The sequence below is a fragment of the Mycobacterium sp. NTMscope_MAC_269 genome (genome assembly GCF_976985695.1).
The window spans coordinates 5,099,968-5,122,439 of sequence record NZ_OZ335668.1 but is presented as its reverse complement, the minus strand read 5'-3'; the positions used below and the strand labels follow the sequence as shown (position 1 = coordinate 5,122,439).

14 protein-coding genes are annotated in these 22,472 nt (G+C 68.9%); 1 reads left to right on the top strand and 13 read right to left on the bottom strand.

Annotation, left to right across the window (positions count from 1 at the left end; genetic code table 11):
- Positions 1-26 precede the first annotated feature (26 nt).
- The 7 genes from ACZ50Z_RS24310 to ACZ50Z_RS24280 form a co-directional block, all read right to left on the bottom strand.
- A complete protein-coding gene (locus ACZ50Z_RS24310) occupies positions 27-1,655 on the bottom strand; it encodes an acyl-CoA dehydrogenase family protein (RefSeq protein WP_464485832.1) in 1,629 nt (542 codons plus the stop codon).
- Between the two features lie 47 nt (positions 1,656-1,702).
- The gene (locus tag ACZ50Z_RS24305) at positions 1,703-2,542 is read right to left on the bottom strand and encodes an extracellular catalytic domain type 1 short-chain-length polyhydroxyalkanoate depolymerase (protein ID WP_464485831.1); all 840 of its coding nucleotides are present in this window, start codon (positions 2,540-2,542) and stop codon (positions 1,703-1,705) included.
- 27 nt (positions 2,543-2,569) lie between these two features.
- On the bottom strand, positions 2,570-3,325 hold the full coding sequence (locus tag ACZ50Z_RS24300) for a deoxyribonuclease IV (RefSeq protein ID WP_464485830.1): 756 nt from the start codon (positions 3,323-3,325) through the stop codon (positions 2,570-2,572).
- Positions 3,326-3,486: 161 nt separating this feature from the next.
- Entirely contained in the window at positions 3,487-7,437 is a 3,951-nt protein-coding gene (locus ACZ50Z_RS24295) for a DNA-directed RNA polymerase subunit beta' (protein WP_464485829.1), read from the bottom strand.
- 59 nt (positions 7,438-7,496) lie between these two features.
- Complete coding sequence (rpoB, locus tag ACZ50Z_RS24290) at positions 7,497-11,030, bottom strand: DNA-directed RNA polymerase subunit beta (protein WP_464485828.1); 3,534 nt, start codon at positions 11,028-11,030, stop codon at positions 7,497-7,499.
- A gap of 393 nt (positions 11,031-11,423) precedes the next feature.
- Positions 11,424-12,434, bottom strand: coding sequence for an ABC transporter ATP-binding protein (locus ACZ50Z_RS24285; protein ID WP_464485827.1), 1,011 nt, complete (start codon positions 12,432-12,434; stop codon positions 11,424-11,426).
- 170 nt (positions 12,435-12,604) lie between these two features.
- Positions 12,605-14,107 (bottom strand): carotenoid oxygenase family protein, encoded by a 1,503-nt coding sequence (locus tag ACZ50Z_RS24280; protein WP_464485826.1) that lies wholly within the window; start codon positions 14,105-14,107, stop codon positions 12,605-12,607.
- Positions 14,108-14,178: 71 nt separating this feature from the next.
- Between ACZ50Z_RS24280 and ACZ50Z_RS24275 the strand changes: the two genes are divergently transcribed.
- Positions 14,179-14,856, top strand: a complete 678-nt coding sequence (locus ACZ50Z_RS24275; RefSeq protein WP_464485825.1) for a TetR/AcrR family transcriptional regulator — start codon at positions 14,179-14,181, stop codon at positions 14,854-14,856.
- 49 nt (positions 14,857-14,905) lie between these two features.
- On the opposite strand, the gene rplL is transcribed toward ACZ50Z_RS24275, so the two are convergent.
- The 6 genes from rplL to ACZ50Z_RS24245 all read right to left on the bottom strand — a co-directional run bounded on the left by rplL (position 14,906) and on the right by ACZ50Z_RS24245 (position 22,444).
- On the bottom strand, positions 14,906-15,298 hold the full coding sequence (rplL, locus tag ACZ50Z_RS24270; protein ID WP_163712463.1) for a 50S ribosomal protein L7/L12: 393 nt from the start codon (positions 15,296-15,298) through the stop codon (positions 14,906-14,908).
- Positions 15,299-15,343: 45 nt separating this feature from the next.
- The gene (gene rplJ, locus ACZ50Z_RS24265) at positions 15,344-15,955 is read right to left on the bottom strand and encodes a 50S ribosomal protein L10 (RefSeq protein ID WP_464485824.1); all 612 of its coding nucleotides are present in this window, start codon (positions 15,953-15,955) and stop codon (positions 15,344-15,346) included.
- A gap of 260 nt (positions 15,956-16,215) precedes the next feature.
- A complete protein-coding gene (locus ACZ50Z_RS24260) occupies positions 16,216-16,656 on the bottom strand; it encodes an anthrone oxygenase family protein (protein WP_464485823.1) in 441 nt (146 codons plus the stop codon).
- Positions 16,657-16,698: 42 nt separating this feature from the next.
- A complete protein-coding gene (locus ACZ50Z_RS24255) occupies positions 16,699-17,619 on the bottom strand; it encodes an ROK family protein (RefSeq protein WP_464485822.1) in 921 nt (306 codons plus the stop codon).
- A gap of 5 nt (positions 17,620-17,624) precedes the next feature.
- Entirely contained in the window at positions 17,625-18,242 is a 618-nt protein-coding gene (locus tag ACZ50Z_RS24250; RefSeq protein ID WP_464485821.1) for a DUF7158 domain-containing protein, read from the bottom strand.
- Complete coding sequence (locus ACZ50Z_RS24245; RefSeq protein WP_464485820.1) at positions 18,239-22,444, bottom strand: glycoside hydrolase family 38 N-terminal domain-containing protein; 4,206 nt, start codon at positions 22,442-22,444, stop codon at positions 18,239-18,241. The genes ACZ50Z_RS24250 and ACZ50Z_RS24245 overlap by 4 nt, the downstream gene beginning before the upstream one ends.
- Positions 22,445-22,472 lie beyond the last annotated feature (28 nt).

Sequence of the window (22,472 nt, the reverse complement as noted above, 5' to 3'; positions counted from 1 at the left end):
GCCCTGTCTATCGTCGTCGGCGCGCATCATCCCTTTACTAGAGCACGCTCGAGGATGGGCGCCAGATCCAGACCGTCGGGCATGGTGCCGAACGCGCCGCCCCACCGGCGGTCGAGGCGGGTCGTCAGGAATGCCTCGGCGACGGCGGGATGGCCGTGGCGCACCAGCAGCGAGCCCTGTAGCGCCAGGCAGATGTCCTCGGCGACCTTGCGGCCGCGGTAGGCGATGGTCTCCAGGTTGGTCAGGTCGGCGCGCAGCCGCCCGACATGGTTGCCCAGGCGCGGGTCCTGACCCGCGCTCTCGGCGATTTCGTCGAACAGCACCTCGATGCATTCGGGGCGAGTCGCCATGGCGCGCAACGTATCCAGCGCGCTGACGTTGCCAGAGCCCTCCCAGATGCCCATCAGCGGCGCCTCGCGGTACAGCCGCGGCATGCCGGAGTCCTCGACATAGCCGTTGCCGCCCAGACATTCCAGCGCTTCTGCGGCGTGCGGGGTGGAACGCTTGCACACCCAGTACTTGCTGGCGGCCAGGCCGATGCGGCGCAGTAGCGCTTCGGTCTCGTCGCCGCGCACCGCCTTGTCGGTGGCGCCGGCCATCCGCATCGCGACCATGGTGGCCGCCTCGGCCTCGACGGCCAGGTCGGCCAGCACGTTGCGCATCAGCGGCTGGTCAATGAGGTAGGCGCCGAAGGCCTTTCGGTGCTGGGCGTGGTAGATCGCGCGCGTCAGTCCGGTGCGCATGCTGGTTGCACTGCCCAGCGTGCAGTCCAGCCGCGTGAGGTTGACCATCTCGATGATGGTGGGCACCCCGCGGCCCTCCTCCCCCACCAGCCAGGCGACCGCGCCGTCGTATTCGACTTCGCTGGAGGCGTTGGCGTGGTTGCCGAGCTTGTCCTTGAGCCGCTGCAGGAACATCCGGTTGCGGGTGCCGTCGGGCAGCACGCGCGGAAGCATGAAGCACGAGAGCCCTTGGGGGGCCTGCGCGAGCACCAGGAAGATGTCACACATCGGCGCCGAGGTGAACCATTTGTGGCCGGTCAGGCTGTAGGTTCCGTCGGCGTTGGGGGTGGCCTGCGTGGTGCCGGCGCGCACGTCGGAGCCGCCCTGCTTCTCGGTCATCGACATGCCCGCGGTGATGCCCGGTTTGGTGGTGGCCGGCTTGAGTTCCGGGTCGTATTCGCGCGCGGTCAGCAGCGGCTCGTAGACCTTGGCCAGCTCGGGGTTGTAGCGCAGCGCGGGCACCACGGCATACGTCATCGAGATCGGGCAGACGTGCCCCGGCTCGACCGTCCACACCGAGGTTTTGGCGGCCCGGACGACGTGCGCCCCCGGCCGCTCGTCGGCCCAGGGCGCGGCGTGCATCCCGTGGGAGATCGCCGCGCGCATCAGTTTGTGGTACGCCGGGTCGTATTCGACCTCGTCGACGCGGTGCCCGTTGCGGTCGTGCGTGTGCAGGATGGGCCGGTTGCGGTCGGCGAGGTCGCCCCATCGCTGCGCTTCGCGGCTGGCCGACAGCGCGCCGACCTCGTTCACCTCGTCCAGGCCCCACTGCCCGCCCTCGCGAATCAAGGCCTCGATGAGCACCGCCGAGGTGGCTGGGTTGTGGTCTTCCAGGGGCGGGACCTGATTGGTGACGACATGGGTATCCGACATGGGATCAATGTTACATTTTCCCGACAGTTGCACAAGAGGTGTAATGATCAGCGCGTGTGTGCGGCGAAGAAGTCCCACAGCTCCCGTGACGCGAAGTCCGGCCACTCGTGGTCACCCTGGTCGACCGTGATGAGCACGACGCCGCGGCCCTCGGCGCACCCGGCGGTCGAGGTGGTGACCGCGCCGCCGGTGGTGGTGGACGGGGCGCCGCACTGATCGACGTTGCGCCAGAACGCATTCACGTCTGGCACCGGTGGTCCGTTGATGACGCTGTATCCGGGCCCGCCGCCGTAGGGCACCAGCTGATCGGCCGTGCCGTGAATGTGCATCACCGACATCGGGTGCGGCGTGCGGCACGCGTTCAGCTGGGTGCCCGCGACCGGGCCGATCGCCGCGAAGATGTCGGTGGTGCAGGCCAGCGTGTAGGACATGATGCCGCCGTTGCTCATGCCGGTGGCGTACACCCTGGCGGTATCGATGCCGACGTTCTTGGCGATGTCGGCGACGGCCGCGCTGATGAAGCCGACGTCGTCAACGCCCTCTCGTCCCGACCGCCCGCAGCACGTTTGGCCGTCGACGTTCCAGGCGCGGTCGAGGCCATCCGGGTAGGCGACGACGAACTTGCCCGAATCGGCCAATCCGTCCCAGCGGTAATCTCTTTCGGCTTCGCTGGCGCTTCCCGACACGCCGTGCATCATGACCACCAGCGGGGCCGAGGCCGGCGTCCCCGCGGGCTTGTACAGGCGATAGCTGCGATCGAGATCGCCGACCTTGAGGTGGTGAACGCTGGTGCCGGTCACGAAGCCCGACGGCACGTTGGCGACTCCCGGGATGCAGCCCGCGACCGCCAGGGCAACGATCAAGATCATGGGCAGCCGGCGCAGCATGGGTCAAAGGTAAGCGGTTGCCCGCTCTCAGCCGCTCGTTTTGTCGCGGAGGAACGCGATGTCGTCCTTGCGGCCCTCGTCGGCGGTCTCGCAGATGACGGGTGCGTCGGCGGCCGTGACCACCGCGGCGAGCAGCTCGGGATCGATCTTTCCGGTGCCGAAGTTGGCGTGGCGGTCGGCGCCGGAGCCCGCCGCGTCCCGCGAGTCGTTGCAGTGCACCAGGTCGATGCGGCCCGTCAGCGCCTTGATCCGGTCGACCGCGTCGATCAGCTGCTCACCGGCTGCCCAGGCGTGGCAGGTGTCCAGGCAGAACCCAATTCCCTTGTCGCCGATGTGATCCCAAAGCCGGCCGATGGTGTCGAAGTGGCGGGCCATCGCGTGGTCGCCGCCGGCGGTGTTCTCCAGGTAGACCGCCACGTCGGTTTCCAGGTAGTCCATGGCCTTGACCCACCGCTCGAAGCCGGCCTCCATATCGTTGTCGTCGGCGTGGCCGCCGTGCACGATCACCGCCGTCGCGTTGATCGCCGCGGCCGCGTCGCAGGTGTCCTGCAGGATCTTGCGCGACGGGATGCGGATGCGGTTGTTGGCTGAGGCCACGTTGATCAGGTATGGCGCGTGGACGTACAGCGGTATGGTCGACGCCTTCAGCGTCTCGGCGTCGTCGCGCGGCTTGGGTTTCTTCCAGCTCTGCGGGTTGCCGAGGAAGAACTGCACCACGTCGGCGCCGTCGGCCTGCGCGGCGGCCAGGGGATCGTCGTTGCGGACGTGCGAACCGATGAGCACGGTGGCCAGTGTAGTGAGGGGTGCCGACGGGCTCCTAGGTCGACCTCGAACGTGAAGCTAGATGCACGCTCGGCGCCGAGTGTGAAGTTAACTTCACGTTCGGCAATGGCACGCAACGAAAAAGCCCCGGGGGCGCACCCCGGGGCTTTTTCGTTGCCTGACTAGCGGTAGTCGCTGTAGCCGTAGTCGTCCAGCGGAACCGCGGCGCCGGTGGCCGCACCGAAGTCCGGGCTGTAGTACTGATCCTCGTAGGACGGGATCGTGTACGCGGCGGCCCGGGCCTCCTCGGTCGGCTGCACCGCGATGTTGCGGTAGCGGTTGATCCCGGTACCGGCCGGGATCAGCTTTCCGATGATCACGTTCTCCTTCAGACCGTTGAGCTTGTCGCTGCGGCAGTTGATCGCCGCATCGGTCAGCACTCGCGTGGTCTCCTGGAACGACGCCGCACTCAGCCACGAGTCCGTGGCCAGGCTCGCCTTCGTGATGCCCATCAGCACCGGACGGCCGGCGGCGGGCTCGCCGCCCTCGGCCACCACCCGGCGGTTCTCCGCCTCGAACTCCGCACGGTCGATCAGCGAGCCGGGCAGGAACTCCGTCGAGCCCGAATCGATGATGGTGACGCGGCGCAGCATCTGGCGAACGATCACCTCGATGTGCTTGTCGTGGATCGACACACCCTGCGCGCGATAGACCTCCTGGACCTCGCGGACCAGGTGGATCTGCACCTCGCGCGGGCCCTGCACGCGCAGCACCTCGTGCGGGTCGGCCGAGCCTTCCATCAGCTGCTGGCCCACCTCGACGTGGTCGTTGTCGGAGAGCACCCGCTCGGAACCGTCTTCGTGCTTGAACACCCGCAGCCGCTGCCGCTTGGAGAGCTTGTCGTACACGACCTCCTCGCTCCCGTCGTCGGGAACGATGGTGATCTTGTAGAAGCGCTCACCCTCCTCGAGGTGGACCCGGCCGGTGACGTCGGCGATCGGCGCCTTGCCGCGCGGGATGCGGGCCTCGAACAGCTCCTGCACCCGGGGCAGACCGCCGGTGATGTCCTCACCGACACCACCCTGGTGGAACGTGCGCATGGTCAGCTGAGTACCGGGCTCACCGATGGACTGGGCCGCGACGATACCGACGGCCTCGCCGATGTCGACCAGCTTTCCGGTCGCCATCGAGCGCCCGTAGCACGTCGCGCACACGCCGGTGCCGGTGGTACACGTCAGCACCGAGCGCACCTTGATCTGCGTGATGCCCGCCGCCAACAGGGCCTCGATCGACGGGTCACCCAGGTCCTCACCGCGAGCGACCACGACGTTGCCGGCCTCGTCGACCGCGTCGGCACCCAAAGTCCGTGCGTACGCCGAGGTTTCGATGTACGGATCGCGGATCAAGGTGCCGTCGGGCTGACGCTCGGCCAGCTCGACGATGATGCCCCGCTCGGTCTCGCAATCGTGCTCGCGGACGATGACGTCCTGGCTCACGTCCACCAGACGACGGGTCAGGTACCCGGAGTCAGCGGTACGCAACGCGGTGTCCGCCAAGCCCTTTCGGGCGCCGTGGGTGTTGATGAAGTACTCCAGCACCGTCAGGCCCTCGCGGAACGACGACTTGACCGGACGCGGGATGAACTCACCCTTCGGGTTGGTCACCAGACCCTTCATGCCGGCCAGCGTCCGCGTCTGGGTGAAGTTACCGGTGGCACCCGAGTCCACGATCGTGATGATCGGGTTGTCGGCCGGGTAGTGCTCGCGCAGCGCCTGACCGACCTCGTCGGTGGCTTCCTTCCAGATCTCCACCAGCGCCTCGTTGCGCTCGTCGTGGTTCAAAGCACCACGCTGGAACTGCTTTTCGACCTTCTCGGCCCGCTCCTCGTACTGGTCGAGGATCTCCTTCTTGCGCGGCGGCACGAGCACGTCGGCCATCGACACGGTGACACCGCTGCGGGTCGCCCAGTAGAAACCGGCGTCCTTGAGCTTGTCCACGGTCTGTGCGACCACGATCATCGGGTAGCGCTCGGCCAGATCGTTGATGATCGAAGCCTGCACCTTCTTGTGCATCTGCTTGTTCACGAACGGGTAGCCCACCGGCAGCAGCTCGTTGAAAAGCACTCGGCCCAAGGTGGTCTCGGCCATCCAGGCGTCGCCCGGCTGCCAGCCGTTGGCGCCGAAGCGCTCCGCCTCGATCTCGGCCGGCGGACGCAGCTGGGTCAGCCGCACCTTGATCTTGGCCCGTACCGACAGCACGCCACGGTCGGACGCCATGATCGCCTCGGCCGGCGAGGAGTACACGCCCACCTCGGGCTCGTCCTTGGCGGCCGCCTTGAATTCGCCCTTGTCGCCGTCCACCTCGGTGGTCAGGAAGTACAGACCGGTCACCATGTCCAGACGCGGCATGGCCAGCGGGCGGCCCGACGCGGGCGACAGGATGTTGTTGGACGACAGCATCAGGATGCGGGCCTCGGCCTGCGCCTCGGCGGAAAGCGGCAGGTGCACCGCCATCTGGTCACCGTCGAAGTCGGCGTTGAACGCCTCACACACCAGCGGGTGCAGCTGAATGGCCTTGCCTTCCACCAGCATTGGCTCGAAGGCCTGGATGCCCAACCGGTGCAGGGTCGGCGCGCGGTTCAGCAGCACCGGGTGCTCGGCGATGACCTCTTCGAGGACATCCCACACCTGGGGACGCTGACGCTCGACCATGCGCTTGGCGCTCTTGATGTTCTGCGCGTGGTTGAGGTCGACCAGTCGCTTCATCACGAACGGCTTGAACAGCTCCAGCGCCATCAGCTTGGGCAGACCGCACTGGTGCAGCTTGAGCTGCGGACCGACCACGATGACCGAACGGCCCGAGTAGTCGACACGCTTACCGAGCAGGTTCTGGCGGAACCGGCCCTGCTTACCCTTGAGCAGATCGGAGAGCGACTTCAGCGGGCGGTTACCCGGCCCGGTGACCGGGCGGCCGCGACGACCGTTGTCGAACAGCGCGTCCACGGATTCCTGCAACATCCGCTTCTCGTTGTTGACGATGATCTCGGGCGCGCCGAGGTCGATCAGCCTCTTGAGGCGGTTGTTCCGGTTGATCACGCGGCGGTACAGGTCGTTGAGGTCGCTGGTGGCGAACCGGCCACCGTCGAGCTGAACCATCGGGCGCAGTTCCGGCGGGATCACCGGGACGGCGTCGAGCACCATGCCCATCGGTGAGTTGCCCGACTGCTGGAAGGCGGCGACCACCTTGAGCCGCTTGAGGGCGCGAAGCTTCTTCTGCCCCTTACCGTTCTTGATCACGTCGCGCAGCGACTCGGCCTCGGCGTCGATGTCGAAGTTCTCGATCAGCTTCTGGATCGACTCCGCACCCATGGCGCCGGTGAAGTACTCACCGAAGCGGTCGATCAGCTCGCGGTAGAGGTTCTCGTCGACGATCAGCTGCTTGGGGGCCAGCTTGGTGAAGGTCGTCCAGATCTCCTCGAGCCGGTCCAGCTCACGCTGGGCCCGGTCGCGCAGCTGACGCATCTCGCGCTCACCACCGTCGCGAACCTTGCGGCGCGCGTCGGCCTTGGCGCCCTCGGCCTCCAGCTCGGCCAGGTCGGCCTCGAGCTTTTGGGCACGGGCCTCCAGGTCGGCGTCGCGCTGGTCCTCAATGGCCTTGCGCTCCACCATCATTTCGGCCTCGAGCGTGGAGAGCTCGTTGTGGCGCATCTCGTCGTCGACCGCGGTGATGACGTAGGCGGCGAAGTAGATGATCTTCTCGAGATCCTTCGGCGCCAGGTCGAGCAGATACCCCAGCCGCGAGGGCACGCCCTTGAAGTACCAGATGTGCGTGACGGGCGCGGCCAGCTCGATGTGGCCCATCCGCTCGCGGCGCACCTTGGCGCGGGTCACCTCGACGCCACAGCGCTCACAGATGATGCCCTTGAACCGGACCCGCTTGTACTTGCCGCAGTAGCACTCCCAGTCGCGAGTCGGTCCGAAGATCTTCTCGCAGAACAGGCCGTCCTTCTCCGGCTTCAGCGTGCGGTAGTTGATCGTCTCCGGCTTCTTGACCTCGCCGTAAGACCATTGCCTGATGTCCTCCGCGGTGGCCAGACCGATCCGGAGTTCATCGAAGAAGTTGACGTCGAGCACGTAACTCCCTTTCCCCTTGCGGGTTTTAGTAACTAATAAAACGCTTGCGTTGGGTCAAGCTAGGCCAGGTCCTCTACGGACGCGGATTCGTTGCGGGACAAATTGATTCCCAGGTTCGCCGCGGCCCGCTCGAGGTCCTCGTCCTCGCCTTCGCGCAATTCGATCGCCGCGCCGTCCGAGGAGAGCACCTCGACGTTGAGGCATAGCGACTGCAGTTCCTTGAGCAACACCTTGAAGGACTCGGGGATGCCCGGTTCCGGGATGTTCTCGCCCTTGACGATCGCCTCGTACACCTTGACCCGGCCGACGGTGTCGTCGGACTTGATGGTCAACAGCTCCTGCAGCGTGTACGCCGCGCCGTAGGCCTGCATGGCCCAGCACTCCATCTCACCGAAGCGCTGGCCACCGAACTGTGCCTTACCACCCAGCGGCTGCTGGGTGATCATCGAGTACGGACCGGTGGAGCGGGCGTGGATCTTGTCGTCCACCAGGTGGTGCAGCTTCATGATGTACATGTAGCCGACGGTCACCGGGTACGGGAACGGCTCGCCACTGCGCCCGTCGAACAGCACGGACTTGCCGTCGCCGTCCACCATGACCTCACCGTCGCGGTTGGGCAGCGTGCACGACAGCATGCCGGCCAGCTCCTCCTCCTTGGCGCCGTCGAACACCGGCGTCGACACGATCTGGTCCGGCTGCGCGTGCCGCAGCTCCTCGGGCAGGTTCACCGCCCATTCGGGGGAGCCGTCGATGTTCCAGCCGGACTTGGCGACCCACCCGAGGTGGGTTTCCAGGATCTGGCCGATGTTCATCCGTCGCGGCACCCCGTGCGTGTTCAGGATGATGTCCACCGGCGTGCCGTCCGGCAGGAACGGCATGTCCTCCTGGGGCAGGATTTTGCCGATCACGCCCTTGTTGCCGTGCCGTCCGGCGAGCTTGTCGCCGTCGGAGATCTTTCGCTTCTGGGCCACGTAGACGCGCACCAGCTCGTTGACGCCGGCCGGCAGCTCGTCGTCGTCCTCGCGGGAGAACACGCGGATGCCGATGACCTTTCCGGACTCGCCGTGCGGCACCTTCAGCGAGGTGTCGCGGACCTCACGGGCCTTCTCGCCGAAGATCGCCCGCAGCAACCGCTCCTCCGGGGTCAGCTCGGTTTCCCCCTTCGGGGTCACCTTGCCAACCAGGATGTCGCCGTCGCGGACCTCGGCGCCGATGCGCACGATGCCGCGCTCGTCGAGGTCGGCCAGCACCTCGTCGGAGACGTTCGGGATGTCCCGGGTGATCTCCTCGGCGCCCAGCTTGGTGTCGCGGGCGTCGATCTCGTGCTCCTCGATGTGGATCGAGGTGAGCACGTCCTCCTCAACCAGGCGGTTGGAGAGGATGATCGCGTCCTCGTAGTTGTGGCCCTCCCACGGCATGATCGCCACGAGCAGGTTCTTGCCCAGCGCCATCTCACCGTTCTCGGTGCACGGCCCGTCGGCGATCACCTGGCCGGCCTCGACGCGGTCACCCGCGTCGACGATCGGCGACTGGTTGGCGCAGGTGCCGTGGTTGGACCGCTCGAACTTGCGCATCCGGTAGGTGTGCCGGGTGCCGTCGTCGGCCATCACGGTGATGTAGTCGGCGGAGACCTCCTCGATCACCCCGGCCTTCTCCGCGACGACGACGTCGCCGGCGTCGATCGCCGCGCGCAGCTCCATGCCGGTGCCCACCAGCGGCGCCTCGCTGCGCACCAGCGGAACCGCCTGACGCTGCATGTTGGCGCCCATCAGGGCACGGTTGGCGTCGTCGTGCTCGAGGAACGGGATCATCGCGGTGGCCACCGACACCATCTGGCGCGGCGACACGTCCATGTAGTCCACCTCGGACGACGGCACGTACTCGACCTCGCCCGCCTTCCGGCGGACCAGGACCCGTGACTCCTCGAACCGGCCCTTGGCGTCGATCGGCGAGTTGGCCTGCGCCACGACGTGGCGGTCCTCCTCATCGGCGGTCAGGTAGTGGATCTCGTCGGAGACGACACCGTCGACCACCTTGCGGTACGGGGTCTCGATGAAGCCGAACGGGTTCACCCGCGCGTACACCGACAGCGAACCGATCAGCCCGATGTTGGGACCCTCCGGGGTCTCGATCGGGCACATCCGGCCGTAGTGCGACGGGTGGACGTCACGGACCTCCAGGCCGGCGCGCTCACGGGACAGACCGCCAGGGCCCAGCGCCGAGAGCCGGCGCTTGTGGGTGAGCCCGGACAGCGGGTTGTTCTGGTCCATGAACTGGGAGAGCTGGCTGGTGCCGAAGAACTCCTTGATCGCGGCGACGACCGGCCGGATGTTGATCAGGGTCTGCGGCGTGATGGCCTCGACGTCCTGGGTGGTCATCCGCTCGCGGACGACGCGCTCCATCCGCGACATGCCGACCCGGATCTGGTTCTGGATCAGCTCACCGACGGTGCGCAGGCGGCGGTTGCCGAAGTGGTCGATGTCGTCGGTCTCCACCGGCACCTCGATGCCGCCGGGGACAGTCATGACAGCGGCCTGGCCATCCGTCCGGGCGTGGTGCAGGCGCACCAGGTATTCGATGGTGGCGACGACGTCTTCCTCGGTCAGCGTCGAGCTGGTGATCGGCTCGCCGGCGTGCAGGCCGAGCTTCTTGTTCACCTTGTAGCGGCCGACACGGGCCAGGTCGTAGCGCTTCTCCTTGAAGAACAGGTTCTCCAGCAGGGTCTGCGCGGACTCCTTGGTCGGCGGCTCGCCCGGACGCAGCTTGCGGTAGATGTCCAGCAGCGCCTCGTCGGTGCCGGCGGTGTTGTCCTTCTCCAGCGTCGACATCATGATCTCGGAGAAGCCGAACCGCTCGGTGATCTGCTCGTTGGTCCAGCCCAACGCCTTGAGCAGCACGGTGACGGGCTGGCGGCGCTTGCGGTCGATGCGGACGCCGACGGTGTCGCGCTTGTCGACGTCGAACTCCAGCCAGGCGCCCCGGCTCGGGATCACCTTGACGCTGTGCAGCAGCTTCTCGGTCGACTTGTCGATGGTCTCGTCGAAGTACACACCGGGCGAGCGGACCAGCTGGGACACCACGACGCGCTCGGTGCCGTTGATGATGAAGGTGCCCTTCTCGGTCATCATCGGGAAGTCACCCATGAACACCGTCTGGCTCTTGATCTCGCCGGTGTTGTTGTTGATGAACTCGGCCGTGACGAACAGCGGGGCCGCGTACGTCATGTCCTTGTCTTTGCACTCGTCGACCGGCGCCTTGACCTCGTCGAAACGGGGGTCGGAGAACGACAGCGACATCGAGCCGGAGAAGTCCTCGATCGGCGACAGCTCTAAGAGCACCTCTTCCAGGCCGCCCACCGGGGTGACCCCGGCCTTGCCCTCGCCGCGCGCGGCGGCGGCCTCACGCCACCGCGGCGCGCCGATCAACCACTCGAAGGAGTCGATCTGCACGTCAAGCAGGCCCGGAACCTCGAGGGGTTCGCGGAGCTTGGCGAAGGAAACTCGGTTGGGGGCTCCAGGCACGGAGCCGTTTAAGGAACTTCCATTAGAGGAACTATGTGGGCGATCCGTCTTGCTCTGGCGGAAATCAGCCAAGATGCATCCTTCCAGCACCTCGTGCGACTCACGAAGACCGGGACCACCGGCCAGCTCGCCGCGAATTGTGTCGGTTCGGCCGGCGAACGAACTGTCCGGATCTCACGCGCAACTAAAGAACAAAGCCACGCAAGGAGGCTCAGGCTTAGACCACGGTGTCAGGTGGCGGGTGAGGTGGGCAGGAGGTAGCCAGCGCAACGTCCAACAATAGCGCAGGACTGCGCATTCCTCAACTTCCCAGCATCAGCAGTCCAGGGACATCGGCGCTGGCTGGCGTTTCGACTTTCCGCTGGATACATGCTGCCCAACAGACTGGCCCGTTTACGGCCCGTCGTCAAGAGGGCGGGCCGTCGCGTTACGCGGAGTTATCGCGAAACACGACGGGCCGGCCGACTAGTCACCGAACTCGTGCGTCGGGAACTTGTGGGTGCCTTCGAGGTCGTCGAGGATGGCGGCCTGAGCGTCCTTGGGCAGCGTGTGCAGGATCTCGCGCACCCGGGCCTGCCGGCGGGCGACCGCCTTGCGCTCCGGCATGCCGGGCGAGGCGACGATCTGCGGGGGCACGCCCTCGACTTCCTCGACACCGCCGGCGTGCTGCCCGGCGTCCAGCGCGGCCTGCTCCTCGGCCATGGTCGCCTCGTCCTTTTCCTCGGACATGCCGATCGGCCCGATGCGGCGGCCGTTGAGGAACTGGCGCACCACCGGCTCGTCGCTGGTCAACAGCACCTCGCGCGGGCCGAACATGACGAGCTTGCGACGGAACAGCATGCCCATGTTGTCCGGCACGGTGCGGGCGATGTTGATGTTGTGGGTAACGATCAGCACCGTGGCGTCGATCTGGGCGTTGATGTCGAGGATCAACTGGCTCAGGTAGGCGGTACGAACCGGGTCCAGGCCGGAGTCGGGCTCGTCGCACAGGATGATCTGCGGGTCCATCACCAGGGCGCGGGCCAGGCTGGCGCGCTTGCGCATACCGCCGGAGATCTCGCCGGGGAACTTCTTCTCGTCGCCACCCAGACCGACCAGGGTCAGCTTCTCCATGACGATGTCACGGATCTCGCCTTCCTTCTTCTTGGTGTGCTCGCGCAGCGGGAACGCCGCGTTGTCGAACAGGTTCATCGACCCGAACAGGGCGCCGTCCTGGAACATCACGCCGAACAACGTGCGGATCTCGTAGAGCTCCTTGGCCGTGCACTGCAGGATGTCCGTGCCGTCGATGACGACCGAGCCGCGCTCGGGGCGCAACAGACCGATCAATGACTTCAGAAAAACCGATTTGCCGGTACCCGACGGCCCCAGCAGGACGCTGACCTCCCCGGCGGGGATTTCCAACGTCACGTCTTCCCAGATTCTCGAGGAGCCGAAGGACTTCGTGAGTCCATTCACCTCGATTGCGACGCCCATGGGAAATCCTTCCGTCGACACTCATGCCTGCCACCTGCCCTTTTGTGTGGCATGAGTCACTGTAGCGCACGCCTGCCACACGGCATCAGGGTTGCGGAACACAGCGGGGAAAATTGGCCGTCCCGAGATCAGCCGGAAGGCCCGACGGCGCAACTTATTTGACGCGCGTGTTAGCCAGCCGGCGCCCAGTTGCCGTGGAAACCCATCGGCACCCGCTGCGGCAGATGCACGGTGGCGACGTGCCCGAGGGTCTGTGCGTCCAGTAACACCAGCTGCCCTTCGGCGCGGTCGCGGTGATACCCGAAGCCCATCAGGACGCCGTCGTCCTCGGCGCGCGCCGCGGGGTTGGGCACAAAGGACATCTCGCCGAGCAACAGGCCGGCGTCGAGTTCGGCGGCCGAACTGGATCCGCTCGCGTAGTCGTGTTTGTACACGGCGGTGGACATCTCGGACGCCCCGCCGGACAGGTAGCCGCCCTCGGTGCCGATGGTGTAGCCGAACCGGTGCCGCCCGCCCAGTAGAGATTCGTTGATGCGCGGGAACTCCTGGGGGCGGTCGTCGCGGCGCTCGCTGGTCACCGCGCCCGTCGCGAGGTTGACCGTCCAGCGGTCCAGCGTCGGCCGGCTGTCGCCAGGACCGCGCAGGTCACGATCGAACATCCGCGAATAACGCACCACGTCGAGCACCAAAACCTCTGCGCCGTTGCGTATCTCGGAGTAGGCGTTGAGCGGGTGGTAGACGTAGCAAGGCTCGATGTCGAACCAGTGCATGTCTTCATTGCCGCCCTCGCGCGGCATCACCCCGATGCGCGCCGGGTAGTCAGGGTTCCAGCGGTACGGCATCCGGTTGATCGGATCACGGTTGCGGTTGAGTGCCGTCGTCACCGGGCTGGGCAGCCGCACCCGCCCGATGAGCGACTGCATGACCAGCCGGGCCGGCAAACTCAGCCAGCGGGGCACGCTGGCCGGCATCACCTGGACGGGGTCGAAGGTGACCGGCAGGTCGTAGAGCACCACGTACTTGTCGGTCAGTGAGAAGTCGTGCATCATCGGCGACCCGCCCACCTCGATGTCGACGGTGCGCCGGGCCCGGCCCCGGGTATCGATGACCGAGTACTGCACGGTCCGCCCGCGGGTGAACGAGTAGGACACCGCGTGCAATTCGCCCGTCCGCGGATCGGCGTGCGGGTGGGCGGTGTATCCGCCGAACAGGGTCCCGTCGAAGTCGCAGGGCCCCTCGGTGTCCAGCTCGTCGGTCAGGCGGTAGTTCGCCCCGCCCCCCTCGACGAGCGCAAGCGTGTGCCCGGCATGGCTGAGCACGTTGGTGTTAGGGCCCACGGAGAGCATGCCTGCCCGTGGGTCCAGTCCGCGCGGCGCCGCCTCGCCGAGTTCGGCGCAGACGTGGGCGGTGCGCACCCACCGGTTGCGATACCAGCGCGCCTCGCCCTCGCGCAGCGCGACCCCGTGCACCATGCCGTCGCCGCTGAACCAGTGGTAGACGGCCGGGTCGACCTCGGCGACCGGGTTGGGCCCGTTGCGCAGGTAGCGCCCGTCGAGGTGGTCGGGGATGCGCCCGGTGACCTTGAGGTCGGTGGCGGTGACCTCCACGCTCACCGGGGCTAGGACGTCTTCGAGGTAGGGATTGCCGGACTTGGCGGTTGTCGCGGTCGCCATGGCTGAGCTCCTATAACATTGTTATTTCAATGTTATTGGCACCGTACGCCCCCGATGAGAAGATGGCAACGATGACTTCAGACATCCAGCGCAGCGTTCGTCAGGACATGCTGTCCGCGGCGGTCGACCTGCTGCACGAGCACGGCCCCGATGCGCTGCAGACCCGCAAGGTGGCCGGCGCCGCGGGCACCTCGACGATGGCGCTCTACACCCACTTCGGCGGGATGGGCGGGCTGATCGCGGAGGTGGCCGAGGAGGGCTTGCGGCAGTTCGACGCCGCCCTGACCGCGCCCGAGACCGGCGATCCGGTCGCCGACCTGTTGGTCATCGGCGCCGCCTACCGGCGCTACGCGATCAAGCGCCCGCACATGTATCGGCTGATGTTCGGCAGCACCAGCGCCCACGGCATCAACGCGCCCGCCCACAACGTCCTGACGCTGACGATCGGCGAGATCGAGCGGGGTTACCCCAGCTTTGCGCACGTCGTGCGCGCGGTTCACCGATGCGTGCTGGCGGGGCGCATCGGCGCCGGCGCGGCCGACGACGACGCGGCGGTGGTGGCGATCGCGGCCCAGTTCTGGGCGTCGATCCACGGCTTCGTCATGCTGGAGCTGGCCGGCTATTACGGCGATGACGGCTCGGCCGTCGTCCCGGTGCTGGGTTCGATGACGTCGAACCTGCTTGTGGCCCTTGGGGATTCACCGGAGCGGGTGACGCAGTCGCTGCACACGGCGATGCACGCGCGCTGAGCGCACGAAACCCCCGGGATCTCGATCCCGGGGGTTTACGCGCAGTGACTTACTTGACGGTGACCGTGGCGCCGGCGGCCTCGAGCTTGGTCTTGGCCTCGTCGGCGGCCTCCTTGGCGACCTTCTCGAGCAGCGGCTTGGGCGCGCCGTCGACCAGGTCCTTGGCCTCCTTGAGGCCCAGGCCGGAGACGATCTCGCGGACCACCTTGATGACGCCGATCTTCTTGTCGCCGGCGGACTCGAGGATCACGTCGAACTCCGACTGCTCCTCGGCGGCCTCGGCGGGCGCGCCACCGCCGGCCGGGCCGGCTGCGGCGACGGCGACCGGGGCGGCCGCGGTGACCTCGAAGGTCTCCTCGAACTTCTTGACGAAGTCGGAGAGCTCCAGCAGCGTCATTTCCTTGAACGCGTCGAGCAGGTCGTCGGTAGACATCTTTGCCATGGGTGTGGGTCCTTCCTTGTTTTTTCCAGGTTCCGGGGTGGGTTGTTATTCGGCTTCGGCCGGGGTTTCAGCAGCCTCAGTGGGTGCTTCCGAAGCGGGTTCCGGGGCGGGTTCCGCGGCAGCCGCGGGAGCCGCCGGCGCTTCTGTGGCCTTCTTCTCTTGCAGCGCGGCCGCCAGCCGGGCGACCTGCGACGCCGGGGCGTTGAACAGCCCGGCCGCCTTGGCGAGGTTGCCCTTCATCGCGCCGGCCAGCTTGGCCAGCAGCACCTCGCGCGACTCGAGGTCGGCGATGCGCTCGACCTCGGCGACCGTCAGCGGACGGCCGTCCATGTAGCCGCCCTTGATGACCAGCGCCTTGTGCTCCTTGGCGAAGGTCTTGATGGCCTTGGCGGCGTCGACCGGCTCGCCGGTGATGAACGCGATGGCCGTCGGGCCGGCGAACAGTTCGTCGAGGCCGTCGACCCCGGCTTCCGAAGCGGCCCGCTTGACCAGCGTGTTCTTGGCCACCGAGTAGGTGGCCGACGCGCCCAGCGAGCGCCGCAGCTCGGCCAGGTTGGCGACGGTCAGACCGCGGTACTCGGTGACCAGGGCCGCGGTCGATTCCTTGAACTGCTCGGCGATGTCCGCGACGGCGGTGGCCTTGTCAGCCCTGGCCATGCCTACCTCCTGAAAGTGAAGTCGTGCGACGTGTCGTCTCGGTTCCCCGAAAAACGACGAAGCCCCGGCGCAGGAAGCGGCCGGGGCGTAGAAACACGCCGGTGCGGGCCGGCGTTGTCGTTGCCTCGTCCTCCTGCGTGGGCCGCCGGGATACTCCCGGACCTTCAACCGATTGCTCGGTGACCGACGGTCTTCGGTGGAACGGCTAACACAATAGCGTGGCCTGCGCCGGTCAGCCAAAACGGCGACCTGGATACGGCTCAGATGACACCCAGGACCAGCAGCACGAACGCCGCCAGCAACAGGACCACCCGCAGCCGGTGCAGCCGGTCCCACCGGATCGCGAGCTCGCGCGAGACCTCACCTGTGGCCGGCCATTTGGCGATGCGGTTGTTGATGGGCACCAGCAGCGTGACCGTCAGCAGTACCACCAACGCCATCAGTCCGCCGGCGACGCCGTAGAACCAGGCGTCCGGCGCTGCCCGCTCCTTGATGGCGAGCGCCACCAACAGCAACAGGCTCAGGGCATACCAGAACGGCATCGTCGTGCCCAGCGCTCGGGCGGCGCCGCCGCGCGCCGCACGGAAGGCGTCGTCGGGCAGCCGGGCGATGAGCGGGTGGAAGAACACCGCGACCGCCAGCTCCACGCCCACCATCAGTCCGGTGATCACGACCGCGAGCGCGTCGATGCTGTGGTTCATGGCAGTCAGCGTAAGGAGCTGCCGGCGGCGGCATGCAGCGCGTCAGCCCGGGGCCGCGAGCCGAGCCGCGCCGATCAGACCGGCCGCGCCGCCGAGTTCGCCGGGCACCACCCGCAACCCGGACAGAAAGTCCAGGCCCGCGTAGTCGGCCAGCCTGGCCCGCAGCGGGTCGAAGAGCAGCGGTCCGGATTTGGCCACCCCTCCCCCGATCACCACGAGGTTCAGATCGCAGACCGCGCCGACCGAGGCGATCATCGCGGCCAGCGCGTTCGCTGACCGGTGAAAGGCCCGCTGCGCCACCGGGTCTCCGCCCGCAGCCGCGACGGCCAGATCCCTGGCGCCCGCCCCGGGCGGCGCCGACCACCCGTTTTCCCGAGCCCAACGCACCATCCACGGCCCGGACGCCACCGTCTCGACGCAGCCGTGGCCGCCGCAGGTGCACGGCGAGCCGTCCAGCTCGACGACGACGTGCCCGACGTGGCCGGCGTTGCCGGTGCGCCCGGCGTAGGGGACGCCGTCGAGCACCAAACCGCCGCCCACCCCGGTGGAGACCACCATGCCCAGCAGGAACCGGACGTCCGGCCCCGCGCGGCGGGCCGCCCCGATCCAGTGCTCGCCCAACGCCATACAGACGCCGTCGCCGCCCAGCACCACCGGCAGCCCCGGCACCGCGGCGGCGACCCTGTCGCGCAGCGGGAACCGGTCCCAGCTCGCGATGTTGATCGGGCTGACCGATCCGGTGTGCAGGTCGATCGGCCCGGCCGAGGCGATGCCGACGGCGGTGATCGGGGTCTCGGCCGCCCGCACCGCGTCGGCGATCATCGCTTCGACCACGGCCCACACGTCGCCGGCGACGGTCGTGGCCGGGGTGGGGCGGATCGCCGTGTACACCAGCGCGCCGTCCGAATCGACCAGGGCGGCGGCGATTTTGGTGCCGCCGATGTCCAGACTCAGCGTAGGCATGGCGCTCAGTGCCGGTGGGTGTTGTCGGGTTGACGGGGGTCGCCGGGATGCTCGTAGCCCGGCGCGAGCCGCACCAGCTCGGCGCGGCGCGCGTGCAGCCACAGCCGGAAGGCGCGCCGCCGCGCGGCGCCGCGCAGATGGTCGGCGATCGCCGATCGCACCTGGGCCAGCGGGGGCTCGTCCAACGCCGTTGTGCGCCAGCCGTTTTGAGTCCGCCGGGTCGGGGCGAACCGCAGCGGGTTGCGGGCGTGATAGGCGGCCACCTCGTCGTCGGTGACGTGCACGGCGGCGGTGACGTCGGCGAACAACGCCCGGGCGCGCGGATCGGCCAGCACCGCCGCGGCGACGCTGCCGATCTCCAGCCGCGCGGTCGCGTCGGGCAGCAACTCGGCCTCGGTGGGCACCGCGCGCGAGTCCAGCCCGCGCGCGTCGGCCTCGGTGGCGACCACCCGTTGGGCCACGACGAGTTGGGTGAGCCAGCGCCGCAGTTGGCGGCCCTCGCTGGTGCCGGCGGCCGGCAGCGCGTCCGCCCCCGGCGCGGCGCGCAGTCGCGTTTCGGCCGCGTCGATCTCGGCGCGCGACACGGGGATGCCGGCGACGGTCGCGACCGCGTGGCCGCTCATCTCACCGTCACCCGGACCGCGGGCGAGTAGACCAGCCGCCCGGCGCAGCCGATGCGCACCAGCGCCCACCACTGGCCGGGTTCCTGCCAGGGCGGCGGTGTCACCCGGAAGCCGAGGTCGACGGCGCCGCGGGCGGGCAGGACCGCGCCGAGCGCGGCGGGGCCCATCCATTCCCACGTGCCCCAGGGGCTGATCAGGTGCGCCTCGAGCGCCAGGTCGGCCCGGCCGTGGGTGCCGACGGTGACGGTCAGGTCGCCCGCTTCGCCGGGCCGCAGTGTGATTTCGCCGGGGCCGTCGGCGAGGTAGACGAGCTCGCCGGGGTCCGTCGCCGCGCCGCCCACCGCGACCACGCACACGTCCTCGACCCCCTGGCGCCAGGGGGCGGGGATCTCATCGCCGGTGAGCCGCAGCTCGGCCCGGACGGGGTAGAGGCCCGGTTCAGCGCTCGGCGGGACCGTCACCACCACGTCGGCCTCCAGGTGACCGCCGCTGCACAGGGTGAAGGGCAGCTCGGCGGGCGCGGCCGACCAGCCGTCCGGGCACGCGAGGGCGACGCCGCCGCGCAGCACGGCGTCGCTGCAGTCGCTGGCGGCGGTGAGGCGCAGCGTCACCGCGGCGCCGGGCTGGGCGCTGACCAGCGACGGGTGCAGGTGGGCGACCGCGGGCAGCCCGCCGAGGGGCGCGGGGCCGCGGTTGTGCAGCCAATAGCGGGCGTAGAGCGGCTGGGCGGCCTCGGCGTGCGGCGCCAGGGCGGCGGCATCGGCCAGCGTGGCGGGCATGTCGAAGCGGGCCAGCACGGTCGCCACCTGGTAGCCGTGCAGGTCGACGGAATCCAGGCGCCCGGCGGGTGTCTCCAGGAGATCGGCGCGCCGCAGGTCGCTGATCGCCGCGAAGTCCGAGCCGAGGGCCACCCGCGCGTCCGCCCCGGTCGTTTCCACCAGCCGCAGGGCGACCGCGTTCGGGTCGAGCGGCGCTGCGCTGCCCGCGGTCAGCGGTTCCCCGGCCGCCTTGAGGGCGGCCAGGTGGACCGACTCGGCGGGCTCGACGCGCAGCAGCGAACCGGCCGGCGGCAGCGCGCCGGGCCGCTGGCCCCCGGCGACGGCGAGCAGCGGCTGCGAGAACTGCGCGCTGCGGGCCGGGACGTCCGCGCGCCGCCAGTCGCCGTCGCCGCTGACCACGGCGTAGTCGAAATCGTGGGTCCAGTGCTGCAGCTGGAAGTTCGAGCCGTCCGGCGCGGTGCGGCGCGGGTCGTCGATCCAGATGCCCGACGGCCAGCCGGTGCAGGAGCGCATCAGCGCGGTGTGCAGGGTGCCCTCGGTGTCGACGGCGAAGCTGGGCACGCCCCGATTGAGCAGCGCGACGGTGCGGTCGTCGAACGCGTCGGTTCCCGACGCGGGTTGCTGCGCGACGACGATCTCGGCGGCACCGAGGTCCTCGGCCACCGCGGCGATCTCCGCGCGCAGGTGCTCGTCGTCACGGCCGTCGATCACCAGCACCGGCAGCGCCCGCAGCGGGCGCAGGTCGGCGCCGGGCACCCACACCGCGGCCAGCGGTGTCTCGGCCGGCACCCACACCCGGGCCCGGCCGGTCGCCGCCAGCTGCCGGTCCCGTTCCTTCGCGTACGCGGGATCGGCGTGGGCCAGCACCGCCTCGGTGAAGGCGTTGCGGCCCGGGCCGCCCAGCGCGATCCGCACGTCGGGCAGGTTGGAATCCACCTCGAGGTGGCCGTAGCGCGGCTTGTCCGCGGCGCTGCAGGTGGCCGTGACTCCGGCGCGGACCAGCGCCACCATCAGCTCGCGCGCCAGCGGCCCGGACACCGTCTCGGCCGGCGACACCACCTCGGCGACCGAGATCGCCCGCACGCCCCCTGACACCCGGACCCGGGCCGCCGAGGACAGGCCGAACCAGCCGTACGCCGGGTTGTCCAACGCCCAGAGGTGCCGGGCGGCGTCCACCGAGCGGGAGCCGCCGGGGGCGTCGTGCAGCAGCGCGAAACCCCGGCCGACGACGGCGTCGCCCACCTCGCTGACCGGCATGGCGCCCGGCACCGGGCACGGCCAGCGCAGCCGCACCAGCTGATCAGCGCCGGTGAAGTCGTCGATGGTGGTGCGGCAGTCCACCCGCGCGACGCCCCGCCACAGCGTCAGGGTCTGGGTGTAGCGCAGCAGGGTGCCGATCCGGCCGCGCACCACCACCCGCTCGCCGAGGGGTCCGCGCAAGGCCTGCACCCGCGCCGGCGATTCCGACGAGCACACCACCGGGCCCTTGGGCAGCAGATGCCACGGACCCTCGCCCTGCGTCGGGTGCGACGGGTATTCCTCGTACACGGCGAGCTCGTTGCCGACCCGGCCGGCGGCGATCAGCTCGCGGCCCCCCTGCCCAGACAAGTCGATCAGCGAGGCGACCGCCCCGCCGCGGGCCGCGTCGACCTCGAGTCGGTAGTGCTCGTTGGCGATCACCGATCCCGCAATCGGTTCCCACCCGGACGCGCGGGCGCCTTTCTCGGTGCGAGCCAGCCGGTAGGCCCGCCAGCCCAGCGACGGGACGTCGCGAGCCAGCCACGTGACCGAGCTCCCGTCGTGCTCGACCAGCGCGGGCACCTGCGCGCCGTCGGCGTCCAGCACCCGCACGCCCGCCCGCAGCGGCGGATCGACCCGCGCGGTGACGAGGTCGGTGCGCCGCTGCGCCAGCGGGTTCCACACGACGACGTCACCGTCGATGGCCCCGGACAGCAGCGCCAGCGAGGTGTCGCGGGCCGCGCGGCCCAGCTCCCACGCGTCGCGCCAGCCGGTCAACAGGTCGAGGTAAACCTGGTCGGATTCCGAGCCGGTGATCGCATCGTGGTGCGCGCCGTAGGCCAGCTGCACCCACGCCTTGGCCAAGGCCGCATGCGGGTAGTCGGCGCCGGTCATCAGGGCCGCGAACACCGCGAACCGCTCGGCGGCCAAGACGGCGTTCTCCGCGGCCCGGTTGGCTTGTTTGGTGTCGATGTAGGACACGTCCTTGCCGGTGTAGATCGGGTTCATGTCCCGGGTCTGCGGCGATGGTTCTCGAGGCGCGCCGCGCCCATGCGCCAGCTCGGCGCGCACCGCCGCGAAGAACTCGCGCGGCAGCGCGCACACGAATCGTGGCCAGGTGTAGCGGGCCGCCCAGTCGCGATGGATCGCGGTGACCCACGTGTTGGGTGGGGTGTAGTCGGTGCCGACGGGCAGCAGCACGTTGCGGGTCAGCGCGACCTTCTTGAGCTGGTCGAACAGCTCGTAGGTGGCGCCCTCGGCCTCGCTCAGCGACGCCGCGGAGTCCATCCACCAGCCGGCCGAATAGTGCGCGGGCATGTAGTGGGTGAGCAGGCCGCGGCCCGACGGCGCGATCCACTCGAACTCGCTGCAGAACTGCATGCCACCCAGGCCGCCGTCGCTGTGCGTCGGGCCCCACTGGTGGTGCGGCCCGCGGGCCCACGAACTCGACGTCAGGCCGGCGTCGGCGGCCAGTCCCGGGAACTGCGGGTCGTGGCCGAACACGTCCAGCTGCCACGCGGTCGCCGGGTCAGCGCCCAGGACGTGGCGCTGAAAACCTATGCCGTGCACCAGGTTTCGAATGGTTGTTTCCGGGCTGGTGAGGTTGGTGTTGGGTTCGTTGTAGGTGCCGCCCATCACCTCGACGCGGCCCTGCGCGATGAACCGGCGCAGGTCGGCGCGGTCCTGCGGCCGGGTGTCCCAGTACGGCTTGAGGTAGTCCACCTCGGCGAGCACGAACTTGTATTCGGGCTCGCGGCGCGCCATCTCCAGATGGGCGTGCACGAGTTCGAAGCCGTTGGTCTGCCGGGCACGCCCGGGCGGATCCTCGGTCCATTCGCTGGTGTAGGCGCCTTGGGTGTTCCACCACACCGGGTCGTAGTGGAAGTGACTGACCATGAACATGGTCCAGCCGGGTTCGGCGACGGTGAACTCGAACGGCGTGTGGGCGCGGCCCGCGCTCACCCGCGCCGACCGGCGTTCGCCGACGACCGGGCGCTGCACGTCGACCGGGACCTCGATCACGTCCTGGCCCGCCCCGGCGAGGATCTGCCCGCTCAGTCCGTCGCCGTCGACGCGGATCGGCGTCGGCTCGGCGCAGCCCGAGACCGTGACCCGAACCAGCTGCAGCGGGGCGTCCGGCGGCCCGACGAAAAGCTCGGTCGCGTGCGCCGAAACCAGCTGCATCCCCGCACTTTACGGCGTCGAGACGAAC

What these genes read in the sequence shown, in the direction of transcription:
- ACZ50Z_RS24255 (WP_464485822.1), bottom strand. Translation starts at nt 17,619, where the DNA reads ATGCCTACGCTGAGTCTGGACATCGGCGGCACCAAAATCGCCGCCGCC.
- ACZ50Z_RS24285 (WP_464485827.1), bottom strand. Translation starts at nt 12,434, where the DNA reads ATGGGCGTCGCAATCGAGGTGAATGGACTCACGAAGTCCTTCGGCTCC.
- ACZ50Z_RS24280 (WP_464485826.1), bottom strand. Translation starts at nt 14,107, where the DNA reads ATGGCGACCGCGACAACCGCCAAGTCCGGCAATCCCTACCTCGAAGAC.
- rplL (WP_163712463.1), bottom strand. Translation starts at nt 15,298, where the DNA reads ATGGCAAAGATGTCTACCGACGACCTGCTCGACGCGTTCAAGGAAATG.
- ACZ50Z_RS24305 (WP_464485831.1), bottom strand. Translation starts at nt 2,542, where the DNA reads ATGCTGCGCCGGCTGCCCATGATCTTGATCGTTGCCCTGGCGGTCGCG.
- ACZ50Z_RS24275 (WP_464485825.1), top strand. Translation starts at nt 14,179, where the DNA reads ATGACTTCAGACATCCAGCGCAGCGTTCGTCAGGACATGCTGTCCGCG.
- ACZ50Z_RS24310 (WP_464485832.1), bottom strand. Translation starts at nt 1,655, where the DNA reads ATGTCGGATACCCATGTCGTCACCAATCAGGTCCCGCCCCTGGAAGAC.
- ACZ50Z_RS24260 (WP_464485823.1), bottom strand. Translation starts at nt 16,656, where the DNA reads ATGAACCACAGCATCGACGCGCTCGCGGTCGTGATCACCGGACTGATG.
- ACZ50Z_RS24245 (WP_464485820.1), bottom strand. Translation starts at nt 22,444, where the DNA reads ATGCAGCTGGTTTCGGCGCACGCGACCGAGCTTTTCGTCGGGCCGCCG.
- ACZ50Z_RS24250 (WP_464485821.1), bottom strand. Translation starts at nt 18,242, where the DNA reads ATGAGCGGCCACGCGGTCGCGACCGTCGCCGGCATCCCCGTGTCGCGC.
- rplJ (WP_464485824.1), bottom strand. Translation starts at nt 15,955, where the DNA reads ATGGCCAGGGCTGACAAGGCCACCGCCGTCGCGGACATCGCCGAGCAG.